The organism is Microcoleus sp. D2_18a_D3 (genome assembly GCF_036702455.1).
In the GTDB taxonomy this organism is placed as follows: Bacteria; Cyanobacteriota; Cyanobacteriia; order Cyanobacteriales; family Microcoleaceae; genus Microcoleus.
The window spans coordinates 24,769-47,517 of the sequence record NZ_JAUBTK010000048.1 but is presented as its reverse complement, the minus strand read 5'-3'; the positions used below and the strand labels follow the sequence as shown (position 1 = coordinate 47,517).

19 protein-coding genes are annotated in these 22,749 nt (G+C 44.8%); 12 read left to right on the top strand and 7 right to left on the bottom strand.

From position 1 onward, the window contains the following. Positions 1-19 precede the first annotated feature (19 nt). Together QUB06_RS20965 and QUB06_RS20960 are read left to right on the top strand one after the other, a co-directional pair. The gene (locus QUB06_RS20965; RefSeq protein WP_333436889.1) at positions 20-1,591 is read left to right on the top strand and encodes an AAA family ATPase; all 1,572 of its coding nucleotides are present in this window, start codon (positions 20-22) and stop codon (positions 1,589-1,591) included. Beyond that, positions 1,581-2,522 carry a hypothetical protein gene (locus tag QUB06_RS20960; protein WP_333436888.1) on the top strand — a complete coding sequence of 314 codons (942 nt, stop codon included), beginning with the start codon at positions 1,581-1,583 and terminating at the stop codon, positions 2,520-2,522. Before QUB06_RS20965 ends, QUB06_RS20960 begins: the two co-directional genes overlap by 11 nt. A 31-nt stretch (positions 2,523-2,553) precedes the next feature. Here QUB06_RS20960 and QUB06_RS20955 read toward each other — a convergent pair whose 3' ends face one another. Further along, positions 2,554-2,796 carry a helix-turn-helix transcriptional regulator gene (locus tag QUB06_RS20955; RefSeq protein WP_333436887.1) on the bottom strand — a complete coding sequence of 81 codons (243 nt, stop codon included), beginning with the start codon at positions 2,794-2,796 and terminating at the stop codon, positions 2,554-2,556. A gap of 215 nt (positions 2,797-3,011) precedes the next feature. Between QUB06_RS20955 and QUB06_RS20950 the strand changes: the two genes are divergently transcribed. Beyond that, positions 3,012-3,275: a hypothetical protein gene (locus QUB06_RS20950; protein WP_333436886.1), complete on the top strand. Its 264-nt coding sequence runs from the start codon at positions 3,012-3,014 to the stop codon at positions 3,273-3,275. 274 nt (positions 3,276-3,549) lie between these two features. Further along, a complete protein-coding gene (gene iscB / locus QUB06_RS20945) occupies positions 3,550-4,842 on the top strand; it encodes an RNA-guided endonuclease IscB (protein WP_333436885.1) in 1,293 nt (430 codons plus the stop codon). Positions 4,843-4,933: 91 nt separating this feature from the next. Here iscB and QUB06_RS20940 read toward each other — a convergent pair whose 3' ends face one another. Both QUB06_RS20940 and cofH read right to left on the bottom strand, forming a co-directional pair. Continuing rightward, the gene (locus QUB06_RS20940; protein WP_333436884.1) at positions 4,934-5,539 is read right to left on the bottom strand and encodes a hypothetical protein; all 606 of its coding nucleotides are present in this window, start codon (positions 5,537-5,539) and stop codon (positions 4,934-4,936) included. 3 nt (positions 5,540-5,542) lie between these two features. Beyond that, a complete protein-coding gene (gene cofH, locus QUB06_RS20935; protein ID WP_333436883.1) occupies positions 5,543-6,700 on the bottom strand; it encodes a 7,8-didemethyl-8-hydroxy-5-deazariboflavin synthase subunit CofH in 1,158 nt (385 codons plus the stop codon). A 140-nt stretch (positions 6,701-6,840) separates the two neighbouring features. On the opposite strand from cofH, the gene QUB06_RS20930 reads away from it, so the two are divergent. Both QUB06_RS20930 and QUB06_RS20925 read left to right on the top strand, forming a co-directional pair. Continuing rightward, entirely contained in the window at positions 6,841-8,058 is a 1,218-nt protein-coding gene (locus tag QUB06_RS20930) for a glycosyltransferase (RefSeq protein WP_333436882.1), read from the top strand. Between the two features lie 109 nt (positions 8,059-8,167). Then, positions 8,168-9,958, top strand: a complete 1,791-nt coding sequence (locus tag QUB06_RS20925) for a glycosyltransferase family 39 protein (RefSeq protein ID WP_333436881.1) — start codon at positions 8,168-8,170, stop codon at positions 9,956-9,958. A 54-nt stretch (positions 9,959-10,012) separates the two neighbouring features. On the opposite strand, the gene QUB06_RS20920 is transcribed toward QUB06_RS20925, so the two are convergent. After that, positions 10,013-10,423: a hypothetical protein gene (locus tag QUB06_RS20920; protein ID WP_333436880.1), complete on the bottom strand. Its 411-nt coding sequence runs from the start codon at positions 10,421-10,423 to the stop codon at positions 10,013-10,015. Between the two features lie 138 nt (positions 10,424-10,561). Between QUB06_RS20920 and QUB06_RS20915 the strand changes: the two genes are divergently transcribed. From QUB06_RS20915 to QUB06_RS20900, 4 genes are all read left to right on the top strand, one after another. Beyond that, complete coding sequence (locus QUB06_RS20915; RefSeq protein ID WP_333436879.1) at positions 10,562-10,819, top strand: helix-turn-helix transcriptional regulator; 258 nt, start codon at positions 10,562-10,564, stop codon at positions 10,817-10,819. Between the two features lie 142 nt (positions 10,820-10,961). Continuing rightward, a complete protein-coding gene (locus tag QUB06_RS20910; protein ID WP_333436878.1) occupies positions 10,962-11,105 on the top strand; it encodes a hypothetical protein in 144 nt (47 codons plus the stop codon). A 10-nt stretch (positions 11,106-11,115) separates the two neighbouring features. Further along, positions 11,116-13,257, top strand: coding sequence for a DUF3352 domain-containing protein (locus QUB06_RS20905; RefSeq protein WP_333436877.1), 2,142 nt, complete (start codon positions 11,116-11,118; stop codon positions 13,255-13,257). Beyond that, positions 13,254-13,607 carry a type I restriction endonuclease gene (locus QUB06_RS20900; RefSeq protein WP_333436894.1) on the top strand — a complete coding sequence of 118 codons (354 nt, stop codon included), beginning with the start codon at positions 13,254-13,256 and terminating at the stop codon, positions 13,605-13,607. Before QUB06_RS20905 ends, QUB06_RS20900 begins: the two co-directional genes overlap by 4 nt. A 22-nt stretch (positions 13,608-13,629) precedes the next feature. On the opposite strand, the gene QUB06_RS20895 is transcribed toward QUB06_RS20900, so the two are convergent. Both QUB06_RS20895 and QUB06_RS20890 read right to left on the bottom strand, forming a co-directional pair. Further along, positions 13,630-14,235 (bottom strand): DUF3318 domain-containing protein, encoded by a 606-nt coding sequence (locus QUB06_RS20895; RefSeq protein WP_333436876.1) that lies wholly within the window; start codon positions 14,233-14,235, stop codon positions 13,630-13,632. Between the two features lie 448 nt (positions 14,236-14,683). Then, complete coding sequence (locus tag QUB06_RS20890) at positions 14,684-16,225, bottom strand: nucleoside transporter C-terminal domain-containing protein (RefSeq protein WP_333436875.1); 1,542 nt, start codon at positions 16,223-16,225, stop codon at positions 14,684-14,686. A gap of 220 nt (positions 16,226-16,445) precedes the next feature. On the opposite strand from QUB06_RS20890, the gene QUB06_RS20885 reads away from it, so the two are divergent. Then, positions 16,446-16,736, top strand: coding sequence for a hypothetical protein (locus QUB06_RS20885; RefSeq protein WP_333436874.1), 291 nt, complete (start codon positions 16,446-16,448; stop codon positions 16,734-16,736). A 189-nt stretch (positions 16,737-16,925) separates the two neighbouring features. On the opposite strand, the gene QUB06_RS20880 is transcribed toward QUB06_RS20885, so the two are convergent. Further along, positions 16,926-17,120 (bottom strand): hypothetical protein, encoded by a 195-nt coding sequence (locus QUB06_RS20880; protein ID WP_333225289.1) that lies wholly within the window; start codon positions 17,118-17,120, stop codon positions 16,926-16,928. A 455-nt stretch (positions 17,121-17,575) separates the two neighbouring features. Here QUB06_RS20880 and QUB06_RS20875 point away from each other — a divergent pair, with 455 nt between their 5' ends. Beyond that, complete coding sequence (locus tag QUB06_RS20875; RefSeq protein WP_333436873.1) at positions 17,576-22,456, top strand: CHAT domain-containing protein; 4,881 nt, start codon at positions 17,576-17,578, stop codon at positions 22,454-22,456. Positions 22,457-22,749 lie beyond the last annotated feature (293 nt).

The window sequence follows — 22,749 nt, the reverse complement described above, 5'->3', positions numbered from 1 at the left end:
ATGTGAGTTATAATCTAAAATGATTGTGGCTCAGGGTTTCAATAAAAAATGCAAGCTAACACCAGGAGTTTTTATGCACTTGCTACGAGTTCAAGTTCCTGATTTTCGCGGTTTAAAGGACATTGACCTCACTTTTGAAAAAGATTTTTTTCCTAAGATTTTTCCGCTGGGCAGTCAAAATGGTGGCGGTAAAAGTACGCTGTTGCAGTTAATTTTTGTATTGTTACACTGTTCTGTTGATGACGATAAAAAACCATTTTTACAAAACTTGCTTCAAGGATTTAAAGTGGATGACGGAGAAGACAAAAAAAACTTAGCAATTATTGATATCTGGAATGGAGAAAAAATAGTTCAAATTGTTTTTTTTGTGTGCAAAAACTCTTTTCTCAAAAAGTCCCATTCTTTAAAGGTTAAAATCAAAAATACAGAAAGTATTACTTTTTATCCTGTAACACAATTTAAAGTAATGGAAAAGCAAATTGCAGATTTAGAAGCAATAAATAACAGCTTAACACTCAGTAGTCATCGATTAGATACAATCAAAAACATTGAAGACAATCAACAAAGGTTTGACACTGCTCAAAGAGAATTTAGGTTTCTTCAACAATTGGTATCAAATTCAAGAGTTTCAGCATTAATATCTGTTGTCAACTCAAAAAAAAATGTATCTATTAAAGAAATTGAAAGTGCTCAAAACGAAATCCAACACAGACTAGAAGAAGTTGAAAATAATTTAAATGATTTAAAAAATACGTATGCAAGCTGTGAGGAAGTTTGGGAAAATATCGTTGAATACTTAACAGAAAAAAATCTGACATATATATGTAATTATTCAAGTGAAAAAATCTCAAACAATCAGCAAAATGAAGCTTTACTCTGTCATTTAAATGATATAGATAGGAAAAAAACCAACGATTTTTTAAACATACTTTCAGATAAAATATTTTTAGCAGCTCCCTCCACACAAGTTTTTCTATTTCTCGATAGAGCTAGTAGAGAACTATTATTTAAAAGTCACAGTCAGACAAATGAGCATTATTTTGATAAAATTCAAAAAGCAAAATCTCAACTAAAAGGATTTTTTACTTATGACTTCCTGGATGTAGATTTACTCATTGAAGCCTTTAAAGCTGCTAGAGATAAGGATTTTAAAGAAGCTATAGAAACAGGTAAATATGGTAACAGCTATCAAACCTTAGTAAATGAATTAAGATTTTTATTTAGCTGTAAAACAATAAATATTGACAAAGACCTTTCGGCAGTAACTTTAAAATTAGATAAAAATGGTGAAACTATAGAACTATATCCAGAAGATTTAAGTCACGGCGAACTCAAAAGACTTAGCATTTATATATGGCTCAAGTCCCGGAACATAAAAGATGCTATTGTGTTGATGGATGAAATTGAAATTGCTTTTCACCCAGATTGGCAATATCAAATTATATCAGACCTCCAAGAGTGGGCTCCCAGCAATCAATATATACTGGCAACTCACTCCTACGCATTGTGTGAAGCTTTGACACCAGCTCACGTTAAAGAAATAGAGCCAAAACTGATTAAACAAGAATCTAATATTAGAAATGAGTCTTAGTCCAGAACAGCTAAAAAAACATTGTGAGGCAATTCTTCAATCTCGCAGAATTAAAAACAAAATTGTGGTATTGTGCGAAGGTGATATTCGGAAGACGCAGGGTAGAGAGTCACCTCAAGCTTATAAAGCAATGGAGCAAATGCCTGATGCTAACTTTTATAAGGCTTGCGTTCCGACATGGTGGAGACAGAAGCGACCGGAATTTTTCAACTGTGGCGATCGCAAAGATGTTCTAGATACCTACTTTACTCTTTCAATATTACATCAACAGGATAGCACTAATTCATATTTAGATCCCGATCGACTTTTTGCAATGATAGATTTAGACTTGCAACTGCAAACGATCGACAATTATATTTTTACAGATACAGAAGCAATTTTTCGGAATCTTTACGAAAAATCGCAGGTGAAAGAGCAAAACGCAGCAAAGCACCGGATCTGGATTACAGGTTTGATTCATAAAGAAGCATATTTTCTGACACCTGAACTTCAACCAATATTTGACAATTGTTGTAACGAGCCGATTTATAAGAGCAATCCTGCGGTACTCGCAAAGATTTATCTGGATATGGCTGATGGAATTTGTAGCGACTTGGATTTACAGAACAACCTACAGAGAGCGTTCGATCGCATTAGTTACTGTTCTGGATTAGATTGTACCGAAATTACAGCATTTCAGGCTTCGTGGAAAGAGCGGTTTCAAAATGCTGTAGATGAAACGCAGAGGAATCAGTCGATCGCAGTTTTGCTGACAATTAAAAAAGCTAAGGATTATTGGCATCAAATTAAGCCATCCGGTGACTTTAGCCGGGAAGATTGGGTATTTAGAGAACAACTCTCGTTAGAAATTGGGAGATTTTATTCAGACCAAAGTAGCGATGTTAAGTCTCATATCCCTTTTTTTTTCAAAACATTGTATGAGTTCGTTTAAATAAAAGGCCTCAATTATAATATTCCATTTTCTATCCATCAGCATCGCTAGGAAAACCAAATTGGTCTGGTAATTCATCGGAAGTAATTTGCAGAATCTCTAGCAACTTCTTGTATTGAACAGGCGTTAGCTTCGGTACGGATCGCCCGGATTCCCAGTTGCTTACCGTCGCTTCCGTAACGCCAAGTGCTTCTGCTAGCTGCTTTTGAGTCATAAACCGCTGAACTCTCAGTCGCATTAGGGGCGATCGATCGGCTCTTTCTGAGGTTTCCATAGGCTATTTGTTAAGTTATATTAAGTTATTTGGGTTTTGCCTAAAATAATTGACATTTACCCTAAATTAATTTAGATTTAACCTAATAGAGATTAGATAGCACCAGTTAAGCCACTTGTGCTGTAGGGGAATTGCTGTCTTTTCTTCAACTTGTTATTGTACGCGGTTTTACCGTTACAAAGCATCAACCCTATCCAAAATTATTAGTCAAAGCTATGTTGCAAGATTCATCATCGAACCAAACATCGCCCCAAGTTTTAACCAACCAAACCTTTGAGGCCGATCGCGAAGCAGTCCGTCACGTCATCATCGGTTCGCCGCTGGGGGTACGGCGAACTATCCACCAACTGCACGCATTGCGCTACGAGGAAGCTGTTCGTTGGACTCATCCCATCGCCATTCCCGACAATCGCATCATTATTACACCGGAACAGGGAGAAATCATGAGTCTGTTAGTCAAATTAATCCGGCTGCAATGAAGTCATAAATGTGCGATCGATGTTTCTAGAATTGAGTCAAAAGTGCTATTCACCAAACAGTAGACAAAAGTGGACAACGACTTCAAACACTGGAGAGATAGCCAGCCTAAGTTACAAACTACGTTTTCAAGGTGATGACACCTACAGGTGCTTTCCAGCTTGTAGCCCTGTCGTCAATCGTTAAACATCCCTATTTGGTTAAGGAAGTGCGATTGATATCACAAGCCCTGAAAACATTGGCGAGGAAAACATTACCCCGAAAGGGAGGACATCCATGTCTAATTTTGTATTTGTTGTGGATACCAATGGACAACCGCTTAACCCAGTACCGCCAGGACAAGCAAGGCGATTGCTAAAACAGAGGCTTGCCGCTATTTATCGGCGTTACCCATTTACGATCGTACTCAAATACACAGTATCCGTTCCAAAAATACAGCCCTATCAATTAAAAATCGATCCAGGCTCTAAGGTTAGTGGATTAGCCATTGTCCGAGATGACAAGGTAATCTGGGGTGCCGAATTAACCCACAGGGGACAACAAATTAAGAATGATTTAGAGTCGCGTCGTGCAATTCGTCGCCACCGTAGAAACCGGAAAACTAGGTATCGGCGAGCGCGGTTTTTAAACCGCAGCCGAAAACCGGGATGGTTGCCACCCAGTCTAGAATCAAGAGTAGAAAATATTCTGACTTGGGTGAACCGTATACGCCGATATGTTCCAATTACAGAAATATGTCAGGAGTTGGTTAAGTTTGATACCCAGGCAATGGAAAACCCTGAAATATCCGGTATTGAGTACCAACAAGGAGAACTGGCAGGCTACGAGATTAGAGAATATTTATTAGAAAAATGGGGGAGAAAATGTGCTTATTGCAACGCTCAAAATGTTCCCTTGGAAATTGAACATATTCATCCCTCTTCCAAAGGGGGAAGTTCAAGAGTTTCTAATTTGACAATTGCTTGCCGTCACTGCAACGAAGCCAAGGGAAATCAGGAGCTTAAAGATTTCTTAGCACAGAAACCAGAGTTGTTAAATCGGATAACACAACAAGCTAAAAAACCCTTGAAAGATGCAGCAGCAGTAAATAGTACGCGCTGGCAACTATTCAACAGACTAAAAGAAACATCATTACCAGTTGAAACAGGAACAGGTGGTAGAACCAAATACAATCGTACTCGATTGAAATTAGCAAAAACTCATTGGTTAGATGCAGCTTGTGTAGGAGTAGTGTCCCACTTAAAAATATTGACTTCACAGCCTTTGTCAATCGCAGCTAAAGGATGGGGAAGTCGTCAGATGTGCCAGCCTAATAAATATGGCTTTCCGATTAAACACAAGACGCGATGCAAGGAGTTTTTTGGTTGTAAAACTGGCGACATAGTACAAGCAACTCTGCCCACAGGAAAGTTTGCAGGTACTCATGTCGGTAGGCTAATTGTACGAGCAAGTGGAGTTTTTGAGATGATTTCGGCAACAGGAAAGGTGAGCCCAGTGCGTCACAAATACTGTAAAGCAATTCACCGTAATGATGGCTATATGTATGCATTGTCAACTTTTGTCCAGTAAATCGGCAATTAAAGGCGTAGCGATCGGCTAAACTCCTAGGATGCGTTACGCGCTTCGCCTCCGACAAGCTTTACCAACTGAGAGGTTTCAATTAGCCATCTCGTACCATCCAAACTAGCATTCCCAAAATTTCGTCCACCGGAGGCAAGGCATAGTCATTAAGATCGATCGATACAATTTTTTCCTCTAGTTTGAGAAATCGCCACTGCGTGCCGTTACTGACACTGCCATAAATAACTGAAATTGGTTTCCCCTTCGCTTCATTAAACTTCTGCATTGCCACCATTTCTGCAACGCACTGTCCAATTCCTGTCTTCAAATCGGCTTTTTTAGCCTCAACAACCGCCACTGCGGGTGCTTCAATCTCCAGCATTTCTGGAGAACGACTAATCAAATAATCACAAATCCCGTTTAGTCCACTTTCATAATCAACCGTAAAGTCTTCCCCCGAAAACAAGCTAATATTCTGCTGCAAAATCTTCCTAACTTCCAGCAGTACCGGAGTAATAATCATTTCCGATCGAGCTTTTTCGCTACCTGTCGCCACAGCTACGGGTAAACTATTCGCCAAAAAATCTGTCAGGGTTGCACTCGGAGCGATCGGACTTATTTGCGGTAGAAATCGCGGCCCTTCTACAGTTGTTAATCCAAAGGCTTGTTTAACTTTGATAATTGAGGTGAACTCGCTGTAAGGCATCGCTCAATTTATCCTACTACTTATTCCTGCCAAATTGTCAACCCCTAAAGGTCGATAAATTGTATCTCTTTGCTGATAACTCCGCCCCAAAGAACGAATCGCATTTTGCAAATCTTCCACAGATTGACAACTGCCGCCAACCGCACCAGCCATCGTTGTAATGTGCTCTTCCATCAATGTACCGCCGATGTCGTTGCAGCCCCATTTCAGCGCTTCTGTAGCTCCATCTAAACCTAATTTTACCCAACTCGGCTGGTGATTGGGAATCAAATTGCCTAAGAAGATTCTCGATACAGCGGTGAGTAACAACGTATCTGCTAAAATTGGTTGGTCGCGGCCGACTCGACTCCGCAAAGGTGCCGGTGCTTGCTGTCCGACAAATGGTAGTAAAATAAATTCTGTAATGCGTGCCCCATAGTTTTGGTCGATCGCAGTTTGTTGGAGCGCTCGCACTTTTTCTAAATGCAAAACCTGCTGTTCGGCTGTCTCAATATGCCCGCAAAGCATCGTACTCGTTGTCGGCAAACCCAGACGGTGAGCAGTTCCCACAATTTCCAGCCAAGTTGCCGAATTTAGTTTTTCCGGGCAAATCACCCGTCGCACAGAATCGTCGAGAACTTCTGCAGCGGTTCCCGGCATCGAACCGACTCCCGCATCCTGCAAAGCCGAAATTACATAGCTGAAACTAAGATTATCTCCTCTGGCAATAAATTCTATTTCTTGCGGCGAAAAAGCGTGCAAGTGCAACTGAGGAAACTTATCCTTAATAGTTTTCACCAATTGCAGATAATAAGGTAAAAATGCGCCGTTCAGCTTAGCTTGAAGATTTAAGCCCCCCTGCATACAAATTTCCGTAGCACCCCGCTGCACTGCATCAGTTGCCTTTTCCTGAATTTGAGCCGCATCTAACCAAAAAGCGCCCTCATCTCCCTCGTCGCGGCGGAATGCACAAAAACTGCAATGCTGCTGGCAAATGTTAGTAAAATTAATATTTCGATTGATAACGTAGGTGACTGTATCCCCTGATTGTTGGCGGCGGAGCAAATCAGCGGTTGCTTGAATAGAAGCTCGCGCATCGGGATCTCTTTGCTGCAAAAGTACCAATGCCTCTGCAGAAGAAATGTTATAACCTTGTAAAGCTCGATCGAGAATTGCATCCACAGTTTTTTTGTTAGCTAAGCTACTGAATTGCTGCCTGGAATTAAGGCGTTTTTATATTTTAACTAATCAATTATGGAGGAACGATCTTCTAAAATCTCAAGTCTTACAAAACCATCCTTTACTTTTTGGGAACTGAAATTATGGGCATAAACCAAGCCAATCACCTCTTGCCAGTGCCGTCTGGGCCTTTGCAAATTCCTGCTGTACAGACTTTCAATTCAACTTTTACAGATGCAGGCACACCGCCAATTTATTTTTCCCTGGTCATTCCCACCTACAACGAGTGCAAGAATGTCAAGAGTATTGTGGAAAAATTGAGCCACTTGCTCGATGGCAGTATTCCCGGCAACTATGAATTAATTGTAGTCGATGACAACAGCCCCGATCGCACCTGGGAAGTCGCCCTGTCCCTGACACCGGAATATCCGCAATTGCGGGTGATGCGCCGGGAACACGAGCGGGGACTTTCCACAGCGGTAATTCGCGGGTGGCAGGTCGCTCGGGGCGAGGTTTTGGGCGTCATCGATGCCGACTTGCAGCATCCCCCGGAGACGCTATTGCAGCTTTTAGCAGAAATTCAGCGGGGAGCAGATTTAGCTGCTGCGAGTCGTCACGTTGCCGAGGGTGGTGTGAGCGACTGGAGCGTTGTCAGGCGATTTTTATCGCGGGGCGCTCAGACTGTGGGGTTGGTGATCCTGCCGGGAGTGGTGGGCCGAGTTTCCGATCCGATGAGCGGGTATTTTATGGTGCGTCGCAGTTGCATTGCGGGCAAAACGCTAAATCCTGCTGGTTACAAAATTTTGATTGAAGTGCTCGGCAGGGGGGACATCCGCTGGATTGGAGAAGTTGGTTACGTGTTTCAGGAGCGGCAAGAAGGGGAGAGCAAAGTTACCTGGAAACAGTATATTGAGTATTTGCGACATTTGCTGAGGTTGCGGTTTGCCCGCTGGCCGATGGGCAAGTTTCTGCGGTTTGGCATTGTGGGTTTCAGCGGCGTGTTTGTGAATATGGGGGTTTTGTACGTGCTGCGGGATATCCTCAATTGGGAGCTGACTCGCAGTCTGATCGTTGCTGCTGAATTGGCAATTATCAGTAACTTTTTGTGGAATGATTTGTGGACTTTTGGCGATATTTCTAAGCGGCAGCCAGGAAAGCGCCAGCGATTGAAACGGCTGTTGAAATTTAATACCATTTGCTTGATGGGTTTGATTTTGAATGTGCTGCTGGTTAATTGGCTGTTTAATATTTTTGGGATGAATGAATATTTGGCTAATTTAATTGCGATCGCGGCTGTGACCCTGTGGAATTTCTGGATTAATATGAAGTTGAGCTGGCGGGTAACGGAAGTAGATAGGTAATTGGTAATGGGTAATGGGTAATTGGTAATTAGTAATTGATCATTGATAAAATGACTGATTACTGATGACTAATGGCTCTTCTTTCCTATGCCTTTGAATGACTGAATTAATGATAAAGAACAAACAACTGTTGTTGCTATTGCTGTGGACGGCGATCGCCTTTATTTTGCGATTTGCCAATTTAAACTCTAAACCCCTGTGGACAGACGAGTTTTCGACTCTAGTTTTTAGCTTGGGCAACAGTTTTCGAGGGGTGCATCTCGATCGCGCGATCGACCTTTCTACATTATTACAACCGCTACAATTTGGTTCCGATGCTGGCATTGCACATGTCTTAAACCATTTGCTGCTAGAAAGCAACCATCCACCAGTATATTTTATGCTCGCCCACTGGTGGATGCGACTGTTTGGGCCCACCGAGGATAGTTTAGTTTGGATTGGGCGATCGCTCCCTGCTTTATTGGGCGTGATTTCAGTTCCCGCTATCTACTTTTTAGGCAAGTTTGCTTTTAGTTCTCGTTTAGTCGGTCAATGTGCGGCCGCGATGATGGCAGTTTCTCCCTACGGCATTTATCTCGCTCAAGAAGCTCGCCATTACACTTTAGGAATCTTATTAGTTCTTGCCTCTCTTTTTTGCCTCGCCTTAGCTGCAAAAAAGCTGCAACAGCGAGCTCCCCTGCCTATTTGGGCGGTGCTGCTTTGGGTAGTTGTTAACTGTTTGGGAATTGCGGTTCACTACTTTTTTGTACTGACTTTGTGTGCGGAAGCAATAGCATTAATTGCTGTAATCTGGCAGCAGCTTAAGGGAAGGTTGCCAATTGACAACGGCCAGCAGTCTAATATTTGGCAATTTCAAATTCTCTGGCCGCTTTTCTCCGTAGCGATGGGTACTTTAGCAGGCGGTTTAGTTTGGCTGCCGGTATTTTTGTCAAATAAATACGGCAGCGAACTAACTAATTGGATTGTCAGCGGCGATCGCACATTTTTAAATTGGATCAATCCGATTTTTCAAGCTTTAGCTGGATGGATCACTGTCATGTCTCTACTGCCGGTGGAATCGCCCAATTTGGCAGTAGTAGTTGCATCGGCGATCGCAATGACAATATTTTTTATATTGGTGCTTCCCATCCTGTTTAGCGCTCTTAAAAATTCCTTAACAACGCCCGATACTCGTTTAGCTGCTGTTATTTTCGGCGGATTTGTGCTAGGAGCAATTTTCCTATTTTTCAGCTTTGCATATATTCTAGGGATTGACCTAACTCGCGGCGCTCGATACAATTTCGTCTACTTTCCGGGGGTGATATTGCTTTTAGGAGCAACCTTGGCGGTTATTTATAACACACATACAGCAAAAAGTCAATGGTTTAATTTACGGGCGATCGAAGTTCCGGGCAAAAAAGCAGTGGTGCTAATTTTAGTAATGGGTTTTTTTAGCGGTGTCACAGTAAATTCCAATCTCGGCTATCGCAAATATTACAAACCAGACCTTTTAATTCCGGTTATCCGCCAAGTATCGAAAGTTCCCGTGTTAATTGCCACTACTCAAAAGACTCATGTAGAAATAGGAGAGTTGATGGGGATAGGGTGGGAATGGGAAAGAAGTTCGGCAACGGATTTTGTAGCGGATGTAACGGATGTAACGGATGTTAGGAAGAAAGAAGAAGTTAAAGCCTTTGATTCTCCGCTGTTTCTTTTGGCTAATCAGAGAAGGGATGCACCAGGAATAGCGGCAGGGACACTTTATAAAACACTCAGTCAATTGGAACGCCCGCTTGATTTGTGGTTGGTGAACTTTCGCGAACCTGTTAATTTAGCAGCACAAAAATGTCAGGTTGAATCGCGCGATTTCCCTGCGGTAGATGGGTATGAATATCAAGTTTATCACTGTTCTAGGTCATAAGTAAGGGGCGATCGCCGAGGGATTGCCCCTACCAAGGCGGGAACTAGACCGTCACTAAGAGTCAGCAGCCAAATGTTTAATTAAGACGCTCATCACTTCACCGGGATTTTGAGTTGGGACAAGCGGACTCCAGTCAGAAACGCAGGCAAAATTATCGCGGTGAAAAGAATGAATGACGCGGGAAACAACAGGACGAGAACTGATAATGAAAAGTTTCAAGAGTTCTCGGTTAGCTGAAGTTGGCAAGTTTGGTTCTTTAGCAGGGGGCTGATTGAGTTCGGTAGTTTGATTTTCTGGCCCAACCTCGAAAGCAAGTATTAATTCGGTATTGGGTAGCATTTGCCGGATGACTTTCAGGGAAGATTCTGCTTCGCTGCGGCTGCGAAATTGTGCGACGGGTAAGCGCTGAAAGTTGGGCAGGAGTCGGTAAATAATCCAGGCGTTTGGAGTTTCTGGGGTGTTCATGGCTGTATTGTAAATTGGGTATGTTTGCCCATAGAAAAGTGACAGAATTGCACCTTTGATTTTTAGTGCAGTCTGTTTTGGCTATGGCTGTGCCACTAACCGCTTAATTTAAGCGCTTAAATTGAATAGTTAAATAATATGGTAAAAAAAAGGCAACGTCAACGGCAACCAGAAAATGAGTTGCCTTTTCGGAGACTGCGAGAGGACGCTAACTTGAGCCAAGAAGAGTTGGCTGTGCGGATGGGGGTGTCTGCTTCGTCGGTGCGGCGATGGGAAAAGGGAGACGAACCTACGATGACTGTTCGGCAAATGAGGGATTTTTGCCGTTTGGTGGGGGTATGTTTTGATGAGTTGCCGGATTATCTCAGTCGGCCAGTAGATGAGGAGGAGTCATAGGGGGATAGATCGATCGTAACTTTATACAAACAATTCAGTTCCAAATTCATGTAAGTTTTCAAACAACCTAATAAGAATTGTTGCCGCTAGATTGCCGCTCTTGACGCTCCACAATTAGAAAACTACAATATTGTATTATGCAATGTCTGCTCGATCGACCGTCAAAAAATTAGTTTCTCAAAAATTAGTTCGCAGTACGGACTTGGTGTCCGCTCCGAAATTACAGACACCAAGTCCGCACTACAAACAGTGGGAAGTTAATATCGTCTCAAACAATCTTTATTAAAAAAAACATTATGGCTGGCAAATTCGCTAAAACCACCGTTGCTGTTTTGAGTTTACTTGCGATCGGCGGCGCGGCAACATATCTGTACTCGGATGGTTATTTAGGAGCTGATAGTAAACCCCTAGATAATGCTAAACTGATTCCGAGTGACGCTTTAGTGGGCGGCACGATCGATCTCAACCCTGAGTCTTGGTCAAAGTTACAGAAATTTGGCACACCAGAAGCTAGGGAACTTTTCGATCGAGCTTGGAAAGAGTTTGAGAAAGAATTTGCTAAGGAAAGTCCTCAACTGAATTACGATCGAGATATCAAACCTTGGCTGGGTACTGTTGTCTGGGCTGCATTACCATCAGCTAAAACCCAAGGACAGCAATCGCCTACTCCTGAATTTATCGGGGTAATTACGATTAAAAATAAGCTGAGTATGTGGCAATTAAATCAAAAGCTCAGCAAGATTAATCCTGACGAAAAATTTAAAGAGATTGATTACAAAGGATTTAAAATACTGGAGTCTACTACTAACAAAGGCGATAAAAGCTACTGCGCGATCGTGAAGCGTTATCTTGTTTGCAGTGACAAGGAGCAAAATGTCCAAAAATCTATTGATATCTACAAAGGACAACCATCTTTAGCAAGCAAGGCAGAAGTTGCCAAAGTATTATCAAGCGATTTAAAAATTGACAATCCAGTAGCTCAATTTTATATTTTTGATAGTTTAGCCTTGATAAAGGAGAGTGTGGCAAATGCTCCTCAAACTCAAAATGCACCGCTGCTCGATCGACCGGAACTATATCCGATAAAGTCTTTAAGCGGCGGTATTGGCATTGATGATGCTGGGATTCGGATTAATACTGTTGCCAATTTACAGCCGAATGCCACCACTCAAACCAACTTTCAGCCCGCAACTGAAAAAATAATTAGTTATTTTACCCAGCAAACAGTTGCTTTATTTACAGGTAAAGGCATCAATAATAATTGGGGTAATTTTGTCAGCCAAACACAAAATATTCCCGAATTCAGCCAGGGAGTTACTCAATTAAGAGGAAATTTAGCATTATTAAATCTCGATTTAGATAAAGATATTTTTGGCTGGATGGATGGAGAATACGGGTTCGGAGTAATTTCACTGCCCGACGTATCTTTAGAAAGTGCGATCGGGGTAAAAATAGTAATTCAAACCAGCAATCCTGAAGCAGCTAAAAGCACGTTTGCTAAATTGAATGTGCTGGCCCGAGGTAATGGTATAGCCGTATCTGAAAAACAGATTGCCGATCGAGCTATAACTGAATGGCAAGCGCCCAGTCAAGACTTTGTATTGGGACACGGTTGGTTAAATGCAAATTCAGTATTTATCGCTGTAGGGAATGCCAAAACATTACCAGCGATCGCAGCTACATCAAATCCAACTTTAGCACAAAGCGAAAACTTTCAAACAATTACGAGTTCTTTACCAAAGCCTAACAGCGGCTACGGTTATTTCAATTTTGAACAAATTCTGACCCTGGTCAATTCTGCTGCATCTAAAAATTTCATCGAGTCATCTGTACCCAAAGAAAATATAGCAGAATTCGATCGGACGATCGCGGCTCTTAATTCTGTACGCGGCATAGCCATGACAACTGCAGAAGTAGATAAATCGACGCAGAGGTATGAGATGCTAATCGCACTCAAGCCAGCAACTGCCGGGGCATCACTACAAACTCCGTCAGCTAATTTACCTGCTACTCCGCCTGCTGTTTCACCAACTAATCCGCCGACAAATTTACCCGCGACTCCAACAGCAACTCCGTCTCCAATTGCCAACAAAACTACTCCACCGACAAACTTACCTGCGAATCGCACTCCCAGCAAAACTACTCCGCCGACAAATTTACCAGCGAATCCAAAAGTAACTCCGCCAGCAACTCCAACCAATGCTGACAATGATTTTCGGCAAGCAGTAAATCAAGCAACTCGTGCAGCTTCTTTAACTCAAACTGCCACAACAAAACAACAGTGGCAACAGGTGATTGTTGCCTGGGAACAAGCAATTGCTGGCATGAAAAAAATACCTGCTAATAGTCCTAAATACAAAATTAGCCAGCAAAAGATTGTAGAATATCAAAATAATTTGAAGTATGCGAAGCTGGCGGTCGATCGAGCAGAAGAATAAGTTATTCTGTTTATAAATCGGCGGTTGCAACCGCGTCTACACAAATTGATGCTTTAGTCATTCAAAATCAATTTTGGATAGTGGTAATTGAAAGTAAAGAATATGGTTTCAGTGTTTCGCGGGCGATTCCCCAGATTTTAGCATACATGATGGGAAATCCTTACCCCGAAAACTCTACTTTTGGGATGATAACTAACGGCGAAGAATATATTTTCCTGAAGCTGCTGCGCGGGGAAATAAATCAATATGCGCTGTCAGATTTATTTAGTATTTGCAATAGTCGCAATAATGGCTTAAATGAAGCTATGCGGGTTCTCAAGCAACTTGTTAGTTTGTCTGTAAAGAGATGAATGGTTATAATTTGCGATCGCATTACTCTTGCCTCACACTATCGGGTACGCCCACCGCCGAAATACCCGATATCGCCTTTAAGTTTTGACACCGAATCAACTCATTAAAATCCAAACTGCGCCCTTCAATTTGCGCCACAGCCTCGATCGCCCCTAGCAAATGTCCGGCCGCTTCCGCTTCGTTGTAACCACGCCTTCCCGCTACTCTAATCGCTCCTTCGTCAGCATCTAACTCTACTTGGGAACTGCGGTTGTCGCGCCAAATTCGAGTCATGGCCAGTCCCGTCAAACCGCCCGCGATCGCAGTGCCGATCGCATCTCCCTGCAACAATTCTACAACAGTCCCGACAATTCCCGCCAGAGCCGCACCTTGATAAATATCCGGTTTAAACCACTTAAAATTGCACAGAAAACTTACATTCCGCAATAGCAGTAAATCCCGCTGCGGCTTAGATAGCAGTCGCCACAAATCAAAATTAATATAAATCGGGCGAGATTGATTCCAAGGCAAAGGAAAATCGCAGTCAATTACCGTTGATTGTTGGGGCTTATTAATAATTTTACACATCATGCGGCCGGAAGCTGGCATCACATCTAACAGGCGGCGAATTTCAGGTTCGGGATTCATAAATTTTGGGATAATTGGTAATTGGTAAGGGGGAATTGCATCTGCATAAAAAACAATAATATCTATCAGCCGCTTGTAGGGGCGGGTTTTACCGACAATAATTGCCTAAAACCTACAATCTCGTAAACCCGCCCCCACCCCATCGCTAGTTTTACATACAATATTTGTCGATAATTGACAATCTTAGGACTTATGCACGGGTCGCCAGAAACCGGGTTTTTTGCGAGAATAATTCGTTACAGCCACAGATTTGGTGAAAAACCCGGTTTCTTGGGTCAGAGTGCGTCCATAACTGATTTTATCCAAATCAAAGTTGATGTAGGTTATTGGTTGTGTGGGGGCGGGTTTCTGTAGATTTTGGACGGGAGTTAAATATTGTTCGTAAAACCCGCCCCTACAAGTCCATAGAAGATAATTAAGGGTTTTTCTGGGATTCGGGAGAGGGAGATTATTGAGCTTTCGGAGTTGCTTTTTCACTCTTGGGCGAAGGCTTCGGACTGGCAATTGCTGGGGCAACTGACGGTTTTGAATTAGCGGCTGGGGATGGCAGTGGTTTGGGAGAATCAGGGGCTGCTAGCGGGGCAGCAGGGGCTGTTTTAGCGCCTAAAATGCTGGCGTCTCCGGTGTCGAAGGTGCCGGCGATGCAAGCGATCATCATTGTTGCTAAGGTGCCTACAAATAATGCTTTCCAACCGAGTTCGGAAATGTCTTTGCGACGGGATGGAATTAGGGCGATCGTACCGCCGACAAATATGCCGACGGAGGCTAAGTGGGCGAAGCCGGAAAGGGCGTAACTGACAATTAAAACTGTACGATCGCTCACCAGTCCTTTTGCCCCCGCTTCTGCTAAACTTTGATAGGGCGGAATGGCTGTTTCTAACAGCCTGCGACCGATAATTACTGATGCTTGCCAAGAGTCGTCAATGGAGACTCCTGTTAATAGCGTCAGGGGATAAAATAAAAATCCCATAATGTTCGCTAAGGTGACAACTTTGAACAAGTCACCAATGGGGCCGGGCAAAATTGCCAGCCAGCCAAAGAATTGATTGATTAAGGAAACTAAGCCTAAGATTAAAATCAAAACAGCGGCAATGGCTACCGCCATTTTTACACCGTCCAATGCACCAATTATCGCTGCATCCAAAGGGCTGACTCGTTCGATGGGTTCTCCCCCAACAGTCTCTTGTTTGAATTCTTCGCCCTCCATTTCGGAAATTTCTTCGCCCACAAACTCGCGGCCTTTAGGCTTCGGCTCTTCCTTGGGAATGCCGCCCATTGTCAGCGGCACGCCTGTTTCTGGTACTAAAATTTTGGAGAGGACAAAACAAGCGGGAATGGCGATAATTGAGGCTGAAACTAAATGCCCTAAAATATTGGGAAAAACTGCCTCGAGAAAACTGACGTAAATTGCTAAAGTTGAAGAAGCGGCCGTTCCAAAACAGCAAGAGAGGATTGCACAAAGTTCCGAACGAGTCATTTTCGGCAAATAAGGCTTGACGACTATTGCTGCTTCAATTCCTACGAAAATATTGGCGGCACCGCTGAGGGCTTCCGCGCCGCTCAACCGCATTGTCGTATAAAAGATTTTGGCAAAAAATTCGGTGATAATTTGAATCAAGCCGATGTTGTATAGCAAGGCCATGAGGCCAGAAAAAAAGATGACTGTCGGTAAAGCTCGAAAGGCAAAAATATATCCTAAATTAACTGCCGGAGCTTTACCAGGTATCGGTACAACATTGCTCCCGAATACAAATCTAGCTCCAGCGTCAGCAGCGGTGAATACTCCATCCAGCAACCTAGTAAACCCCTCTAAAGCGTAGCGAGTTGGGGGGAACAGGAATACTAAAAATCCTAAGACTAACTGCAAGCCAATGCCCCAGATGATGACGCGCCAGGGAATATACTTGGCCTGTCGGTTTTCGGAAAAAACCCAGGCGATCGCACACAAGCCAAAGATGCCCAGAAACGAGATAAGATTGTAGATAGACATGAGCCTAGTCCTTGAAATACTTAAGAATGCCGATCGACGGTTTGCACCACATCAGTTATACTATTCATCTGACGGCAAATGCTAAAAAAAATAACGGGCTGATGAATTACGCACTCAACAGCGTACTTATGTCATTGCTTAGGTCATTCCGAACTCTGCGGATCTTTAGCAACCCTTGATTTGCCGTAATTACCAGCAGTTTAGATAGAAACTCTAACACATGGAAGCTTTTGCTCCACATCCTCCTGAATGGACTGCGACGGCGGTTCACGCTAATGAGTTTTGCTGTCCCAAGTGCGGCGCTAGCTGCACGGATGCCGCTGAGGTCTGGATTAATCGCCGATCGCCAGTATACACCGAGTTCAACCGCCGCAAGTGGCAAGAATTTTACCGCTGCCAGTGCGATTGCGTGTGGTGGGCCTGGAGTAACGATAGGCCTCCTTCTGAACTTGTGCGTCGCGATCCGAGTTCGGATGAGGGCCCGGATGAGGGCCCCGATGATGATTTTTAGAACGGTGACAGAATTTTCGATTTTATAGCAGAAGGAAGAAGGAAGAAGGAAGAAGGAAAAAGCAGTAATAGCTATGGTTTCAGCGATTAAGAATGTCCTAACCGTCTTGGCGGTTGCTATATTTAAAATTAGGGTAAGGTGCGCGGCTCGGCGCACCCTACATTTAGATAGGTGATCGCCATTTCTAAACTAATCGAGCACGTCAAGTATTCCCTTGACTACGCCTTCCATGACTCTTTCAATTAAGCTCAATTCATTTTCTCCGATAGACTCATTTAAGAGCATTGACTGAATTCGCTGTCTGTCATCGCGAGTCAGTTCGCCTGACGAAAATATCTGCTCTACTATTTGTTCAGTTAGAAATGAGGAAGTTTGAGTTTGCATGGTTGGTCTCTAAAAGCATCAATATTTTGCTTTTAACTTTATTAGAGGAGCCAGTTATTGTGTGGGTTTTTACTGTCCCACCCAATCAGTGCTCCAATCCTAGGACTCTGGGGGGATTTTGTCAATACACTCGTTACAGATCGATATAAAATCTGCATTGTATTTCCGACATTCTGGCAACGGGTGGTTTGGGAGTGCGATCGACCCCGGCGGTGGCAGTGTTCGATCGACCTTTTTAAGTTTATTGGCACTTGGGCGGAACATTACAGCTCAAAAAAAATCAAAACGATAAGAGATTAGAATGGGGCATGGGGCATGGGGCATGGGGCATGGGGCATGGGGCATTGGTCATTGGAACCAACAAATAACAACAAATATAAGAAAAATAACCACTAACTAATGACTATTGAGTAATGACTATTGACAACTGACAACTGAGAACTGACAACTGACTAATGACCTATTTTCGTTCTGCTCTAATTTTGACATTAGGTTTTTGGCTGCTACCGCTAGCAGTGCGATCGCAATCTGTCGTTCCTGCAAATGACGGCACTAATACTGTTGTTAACTCCGAGCAAAACCGCACAGACATTAGTGGCGGACAACAGTCAGGAAACGGCGCAAATCTGTTTCACAGCTTCAGCCAATTTAATCTCAGCGAAGGTCAAATAGCTAATTTTCTAACTAATCCAAATATTCAAAATATTTTAGGGCGGATTTCCGGCAACAATGTTTCCATCATTAACGGTCTGATTTCTGTAACCGGCGGCAACTCAAATTTATTCTTAATGAATCCGGCGGGAATTGTCTTCGGTCAAAATGCTAGATTAAACGTGCCGGGGTCTTTTTTCGCGACAACTGCTACAGGTATTGGTTTCGGCGATCGCTGGTTCAATTCGGCGGGAATTAATGATTACAAAGCTTTACTGGGAAATCCCAATCAATTTAATTTTAATAACTCACAACTCGGTGCAATTGTCAATGCCGGAAAATTGGCAGTTGGCAGCGGGCAAAGTTTAACTTTGCTCGGTGGAACCGTTATTAATACAGGACAATTATCCGCTCCCAACGGTCAAATTACTGTGGCTGCTGTTCCGGGCCAAAATGCAGTTCGCATCAGTCAAGTTGGCAATTTATTAAGTTTAGAAATTACTCCGTCTTTGCAGTCAGAAAACTCGGCGATCGCCCCGGTTTCTTTGCCTCAGTTGCTGACGGGCTCCGGCGTAGTGTCAGCCACAGGTTTAACGACTAACGAACAAGGCCAATTGGTACTGACTGGCGGGCAAACTGTGGCCGCAGTTGCCGGAAGTGCGATCGTCTCCGGTTCTGTAAATGTCTTTGGCCCTTCTGGGAATGCTGGCGGCACAGTCAATATTTTAGGGGAAAAAGTCGGACTCTTCGGCGCAAATATCGATGCTTCCGGCACTGACGGCGGAGGTACTGTGCGCGTCGGAGGCGGTTTCCGGGGGATGGAACCAGTGCCAAACGCCCAGGTAACTTATGTTAGTCCTGATTCTACGATCGCAGCAAACGCGATCGACCGCGGCAATGGCGGCACTGCGGTAATTTGGTCAGACAATACAACTCGCTTCTTGGGCAATATTAGTGCTCGCGGGGGCATCGCCGCAGGTAACGGCGGCAGAGTCGAAGTTTCGGGCAAAAATGCTTTAACTTTCCAAGGACAGGTCGATACCCGCGCGACTAACGGTGCGATCGGCAATTTGTGGCTCGATCCGGCAAATATTACGATCGTCAGCGGTAACGGCGACAGCAGCGGGGGTTCGACAGGCGGGGAACTCGAATCGGAACCCGAACCCAATGAAACATCGATCTCAGAAGTGCAGTTGGAACAGATGGCCGCCGGCAGCAACGTGGTTCTAGATACCCCCGGCTATATCACCGTCCAAAACTTGCCCGATAACAAACTTTCCCTGCAAGCGAGAACGGGAGACACGGTAACATTTAGAGCGGGCGGAGTGTTTTTGGTCAATGACCCCAACGATTTAATCGAGACTCAAGGTGGCAACATCAACATTTTCGCCAGCAGCATCTCTCTGGGCGGACTCAATGCCAACGGCGGCAATATCGCTCTCACTGGTAACGGCATTGACTTGAGAGGCGGCAGCAATTCTGTCACCAGTGCGGGGGGAACAATTCGCTTGCAGCCCAACGATAGCCGAGCAATTCGGATCGGTGGCACCGGCGATATTTTGGGCCTTTTAGACTTGACGGCAACGGATCTCGGCGCTTTGGCGGGGGATTTCGGCTCGATCGCGATCGGGCGCGAAAACGGTAGCACCTCGTCGATCGCGATCGTCGCACCCATTACCTTCAACAGCCCGCTGATACTTCAAGGTAACTCGATCAGGATCGACAATCCCCTGAATACAAGCGGCAGCGCTAGCTTGACTCTCGACGCGCCTCAAACTGATCTCAACGCCAACATTGCGACATCCGGCGGCGAGCTCACTTTTACAGGAAACGCATCCCTCAATGCTGACGTGGCTTTGAGCACTCAAGCTAGCGGCAACATTCTGTTCTCCGGTAGCCTAGACGGATCTCGCGCCCTGAGACTAGACGCTGGGCGAGTGCTGTTCGGCGCTACAGTCGGTCAAGCTGCACCGCTGGCGAGTTTGACTGTTAACGCCGGCAGTACCGAGGTATCGGGCAATATTGCGACATCTGGCGACATGACTTTCAACAGTGCCGTCACAGTCGATCGCACCGCCGCCCTAACCACCACTACCGGCAATATCACTTTTGCCAATACCCTCGACAGCACGCCGGGCCGGGCTAATAATTTGACCCTGCGCGCTGGCGGCAACATTACTTTTGACGGCCTAGTCGGTCAAACTCAGAGGTTGGGCCAGCTCTCGGCCGATGCTGCTAGCGTGACGGCTGCTTCCACAATTACAGCGCGCATTTTGAGCGTTAACGCGCGAGATTCCGCTCGCTTCGGGGGGGACAGCACGGCCGTTTTGGGAGCCGATATCAAGGCAGAAAATGTCCTCTTAGAGGGTAATTTAAGGACGGATGGTGGCAGCGTGAACCTGCAAGGAAGCGGCGAGGTTCGGACTGGCAATATTACCTCGAATGGTGGGAGGATTCGGGTTGAGGGAAATACTGTTGCTGCAGGTGCGATCGACTCGTCATCGGCGGGAACAGGAGGCGCGATCGCTCTCCAAAGCAATGCCGGCCCTCTAACTGCGGGAGCTTTGAACGCTTCGGGGGCGATCGGCGGAAATATTGCTCTCACCTCGAAGGCGGGGATTTCGGCTCTAGATATCAACTCCAGCGGCACTTCAAACGGCAACGGCGGGGGCGTTTCCCTGAACGCGACTGGTGACATTCAGTTGGGCTTTATCAACGCTAGAGGCGGCACTGGTGGCACTGGCGGCAGCGTTGATGTGAGAACCCTCGGTTTGTTTCGATCGAACAATGTTTTCAACGATGATATATCGGGCAATATTTCCAGTATTTCTACTACCGGAGGTGCGGGGGCGGGGGCGATCGCAATTCGCCACGGAGGCAATAGCGATCGACCGTTTGTAGTTGGCGGCGCGATCGACAATGGAACCAGAGGAAGCATTAATGCTGGCGTGGGAAACGCCATTTTGCCCACTTTTTCTTTTGGACAAACTTACACCCAAGGAAGTTTACCAAATCAGATTTCCCTAATTACACCGGCCGCGCCCTCTACTCCTGCACCAGTTCCCGAACCAATTCCCGAACCAATTCCCGAACCAATTCCCGAACCAATTCCCGAACCAATTCCCGAACCAATTCCCGAACCGCCTCTAGAGTCCGTAAATCCCGATCCGGAGCAGTCATTTCCTTCATCTTTGCAAGTAGAATTGCGATCGCCCAATCGAGACCGAAATTCCCCAATTAGCCAGGATATTTTCGCTCCTTCTCGCAGATTAGATGCGGCAGGTTCGGGAGTTTTAGAATTTGAACAAACCTTTACTCGCGAGTACGAAAAATATCTGGATTTGCCGCCAAGAAAGCCGATTACTAATCTATCGGTGATTTACGAAACCCTTCGCAAAAACGAACAAATTACCGGGATAAAATCTGCAATTATTTATATGAATTGGCTCAGGAGATCGGATGCAGCCGCAGCCAAAGAAAATGGTTCTGTGCTGGTGGCAAGTCAGGATTTATCTAATCTATTGCCTGTGAGAAATAACCTCACCTCCGGGCCCGATCGCCCCTTAGAAGATAAGTTGGCCCAGAGGTTGTCGCCACTGAGCCAAGAAATTCCCGATGTTCCTAACGGGGAGCTTTTAGAATTAGTGTTAGTCACAGCTAACGCTCAACCGATGCGCGTTGTAGTTCCGGCGACAACGCGGTGGCAGGTGTTGCAATTGGCGGATGCCCTGCAAACCGAAATAACTAATCCCAGAAGAAGAAGCAGCATTAGTTATTTGGATTCGGCTCAAAAACTTTATCGCTGGTTAATTGCGCCAATGGCCCCAGAATTGGCCGCTTTAAAGATTGACAATTTAATTGTAATTCCGGCAGCAGGTTTGCGGAGTGTGCCCTTTGCTGCTCTTCACAATGGCAAACAATTTTTAGTTGAGCAATACAGTATTAGCGTGATGCCGAGTCTGAGTTTGACTGATATCGGCTACGACAATATTGCGGATGATGAAGTTTTGGCAATGGGGGCGTCGGTATTTGAAGATAAAGCGCCATTACCAGCGGTACCGGTGGAGTTAGAGTCGATCGCGCCGCCAAGTGAAGGAAAATTATTTTTGAATCAAGATTTTACTCTCGGAAATTTGCAAGCTCAGCGGGCAAATCGGCCTTTTGGAATCATTCACTTAGCAACTCACAGCGAATTCCTGCCTGGGGAACCGAAAAATTCTTACATTCAGTTGTGGGATACTAAATTACGTATCGATCAAATGGCACAGTTGCGGTGGAATGAACCGCCGGTGAATCTGTTAGTTTTAAGCGCGTGCAGTACCGCTTTGGGCGACGAAGAGGCGGAGTTGGGGTTTGCGGGTTTGGCGGTAGCTAGCGGTGCTAGATCCGCTTTAGCGAGTTTGTGGGAAGTCAGCGATGATGGGACTTTGGGGCTGATGACTGAGTTTTATCGGCAGTTGCGGGCCCCCAGAGGCGGTGGCAATTTGATGATTAAAGCGGAGGCTTTGCGGCGCGCGCAATTGGAGATGCTGCGGGGGCGCGTGCGGATTCAAGACGGAATGTTGCGAGCCGATGGGCTTTCTGGGGATCTAATTTTGCCTCCAGAAATTGCGGCGCGGGGCGATCGAGTGCTTTCGCATCCTTATTATTGGGCCGCCTTTACAATGATTGGCAATCCTTGGTAATTGGGATGTTGAAGGAACAAGGAAAAAGAGGCGCACCATTGTCAGCAACAGGCTTTCCGGCCTGTTCCACAAAAGATAAATTTTCTTGTGGAACAGGCCGGAAAGCCTGTTCCTAAAAACCTAATTGAGAATGGTGCAATATCTCAGATGCAACCGGAAACCCTCTCAAATGTCTCGAAACTATGACATCCTAATAGTTTTCCCACAAGTGTTACCGAATTTATTAGGGTGGTGTAATGAACTACCTTGATTCGTTAATTGCCCGAAAACCTATACGATTGACCTACATTTTT

Excerpts from the sequence above, each read along its gene's own strand:
- QUB06_RS20910 (WP_333436878.1), top strand. The coding sequence starts at position 10,962 with ATGTCTGCTCGATCGACCGTCAAAAAATTAGTTTCTCAAAAATTAGTT.
- QUB06_RS20965 (WP_333436889.1), top strand. The coding sequence starts at position 20 with ATGATTGTGGCTCAGGGTTTCAATAAAAAATGCAAGCTAACACCAGGA.
- iscB (WP_333436885.1), top strand. The coding sequence starts at position 3,550 with ATGTCTAATTTTGTATTTGTTGTGGATACCAATGGACAACCGCTTAAC.
- QUB06_RS20950 (WP_333436886.1), top strand. The coding sequence starts at position 3,012 with ATGTTGCAAGATTCATCATCGAACCAAACATCGCCCCAAGTTTTAACC.
- QUB06_RS20875 (WP_333436873.1), top strand. The coding sequence starts at position 17,576 with ATGACCTATTTTCGTTCTGCTCTAATTTTGACATTAGGTTTTTGGCTG.
- QUB06_RS20880 (WP_333225289.1), bottom strand. The coding sequence starts at position 17,120 with ATGCAAACTCAAACTTCCTCATTTCTAACTGAACAAATAGTAGAGCAG.
- QUB06_RS20930 (WP_333436882.1), top strand. The coding sequence starts at position 6,841 with ATGGGCATAAACCAAGCCAATCACCTCTTGCCAGTGCCGTCTGGGCCT.
- QUB06_RS20920 (WP_333436880.1), bottom strand. The coding sequence starts at position 10,423 with ATGAACACCCCAGAAACTCCAAACGCCTGGATTATTTACCGACTCCTG.
- QUB06_RS20955 (WP_333436887.1), bottom strand. The coding sequence starts at position 2,796 with ATGGAAACCTCAGAAAGAGCCGATCGATCGCCCCTAATGCGACTGAGA.
- QUB06_RS20960 (WP_333436888.1), top strand. The coding sequence starts at position 1,581 with ATGAGTCTTAGTCCAGAACAGCTAAAAAAACATTGTGAGGCAATTCTT.
- QUB06_RS20905 (WP_333436877.1), top strand. The coding sequence starts at position 11,116 with ATGGCTGGCAAATTCGCTAAAACCACCGTTGCTGTTTTGAGTTTACTT.
- QUB06_RS20925 (WP_333436881.1), top strand. The coding sequence starts at position 8,168 with ATGATAAAGAACAAACAACTGTTGTTGCTATTGCTGTGGACGGCGATC.
- QUB06_RS20895 (WP_333436876.1), bottom strand. The coding sequence starts at position 14,235 with ATGAATCCCGAACCTGAAATTCGCCGCCTGTTAGATGTGATGCCAGCT.
- QUB06_RS20940 (WP_333436884.1), bottom strand. The coding sequence starts at position 5,539 with ATGCCTTACAGCGAGTTCACCTCAATTATCAAAGTTAAACAAGCCTTT.
- QUB06_RS20915 (WP_333436879.1), top strand. The coding sequence starts at position 10,562 with ATGGTAAAAAAAAGGCAACGTCAACGGCAACCAGAAAATGAGTTGCCT.
- QUB06_RS20890 (WP_333436875.1), bottom strand. The coding sequence starts at position 16,225 with ATGTCTATCTACAATCTTATCTCGTTTCTGGGCATCTTTGGCTTGTGT.
- QUB06_RS20885 (WP_333436874.1), top strand. The coding sequence starts at position 16,446 with ATGGAAGCTTTTGCTCCACATCCTCCTGAATGGACTGCGACGGCGGTT.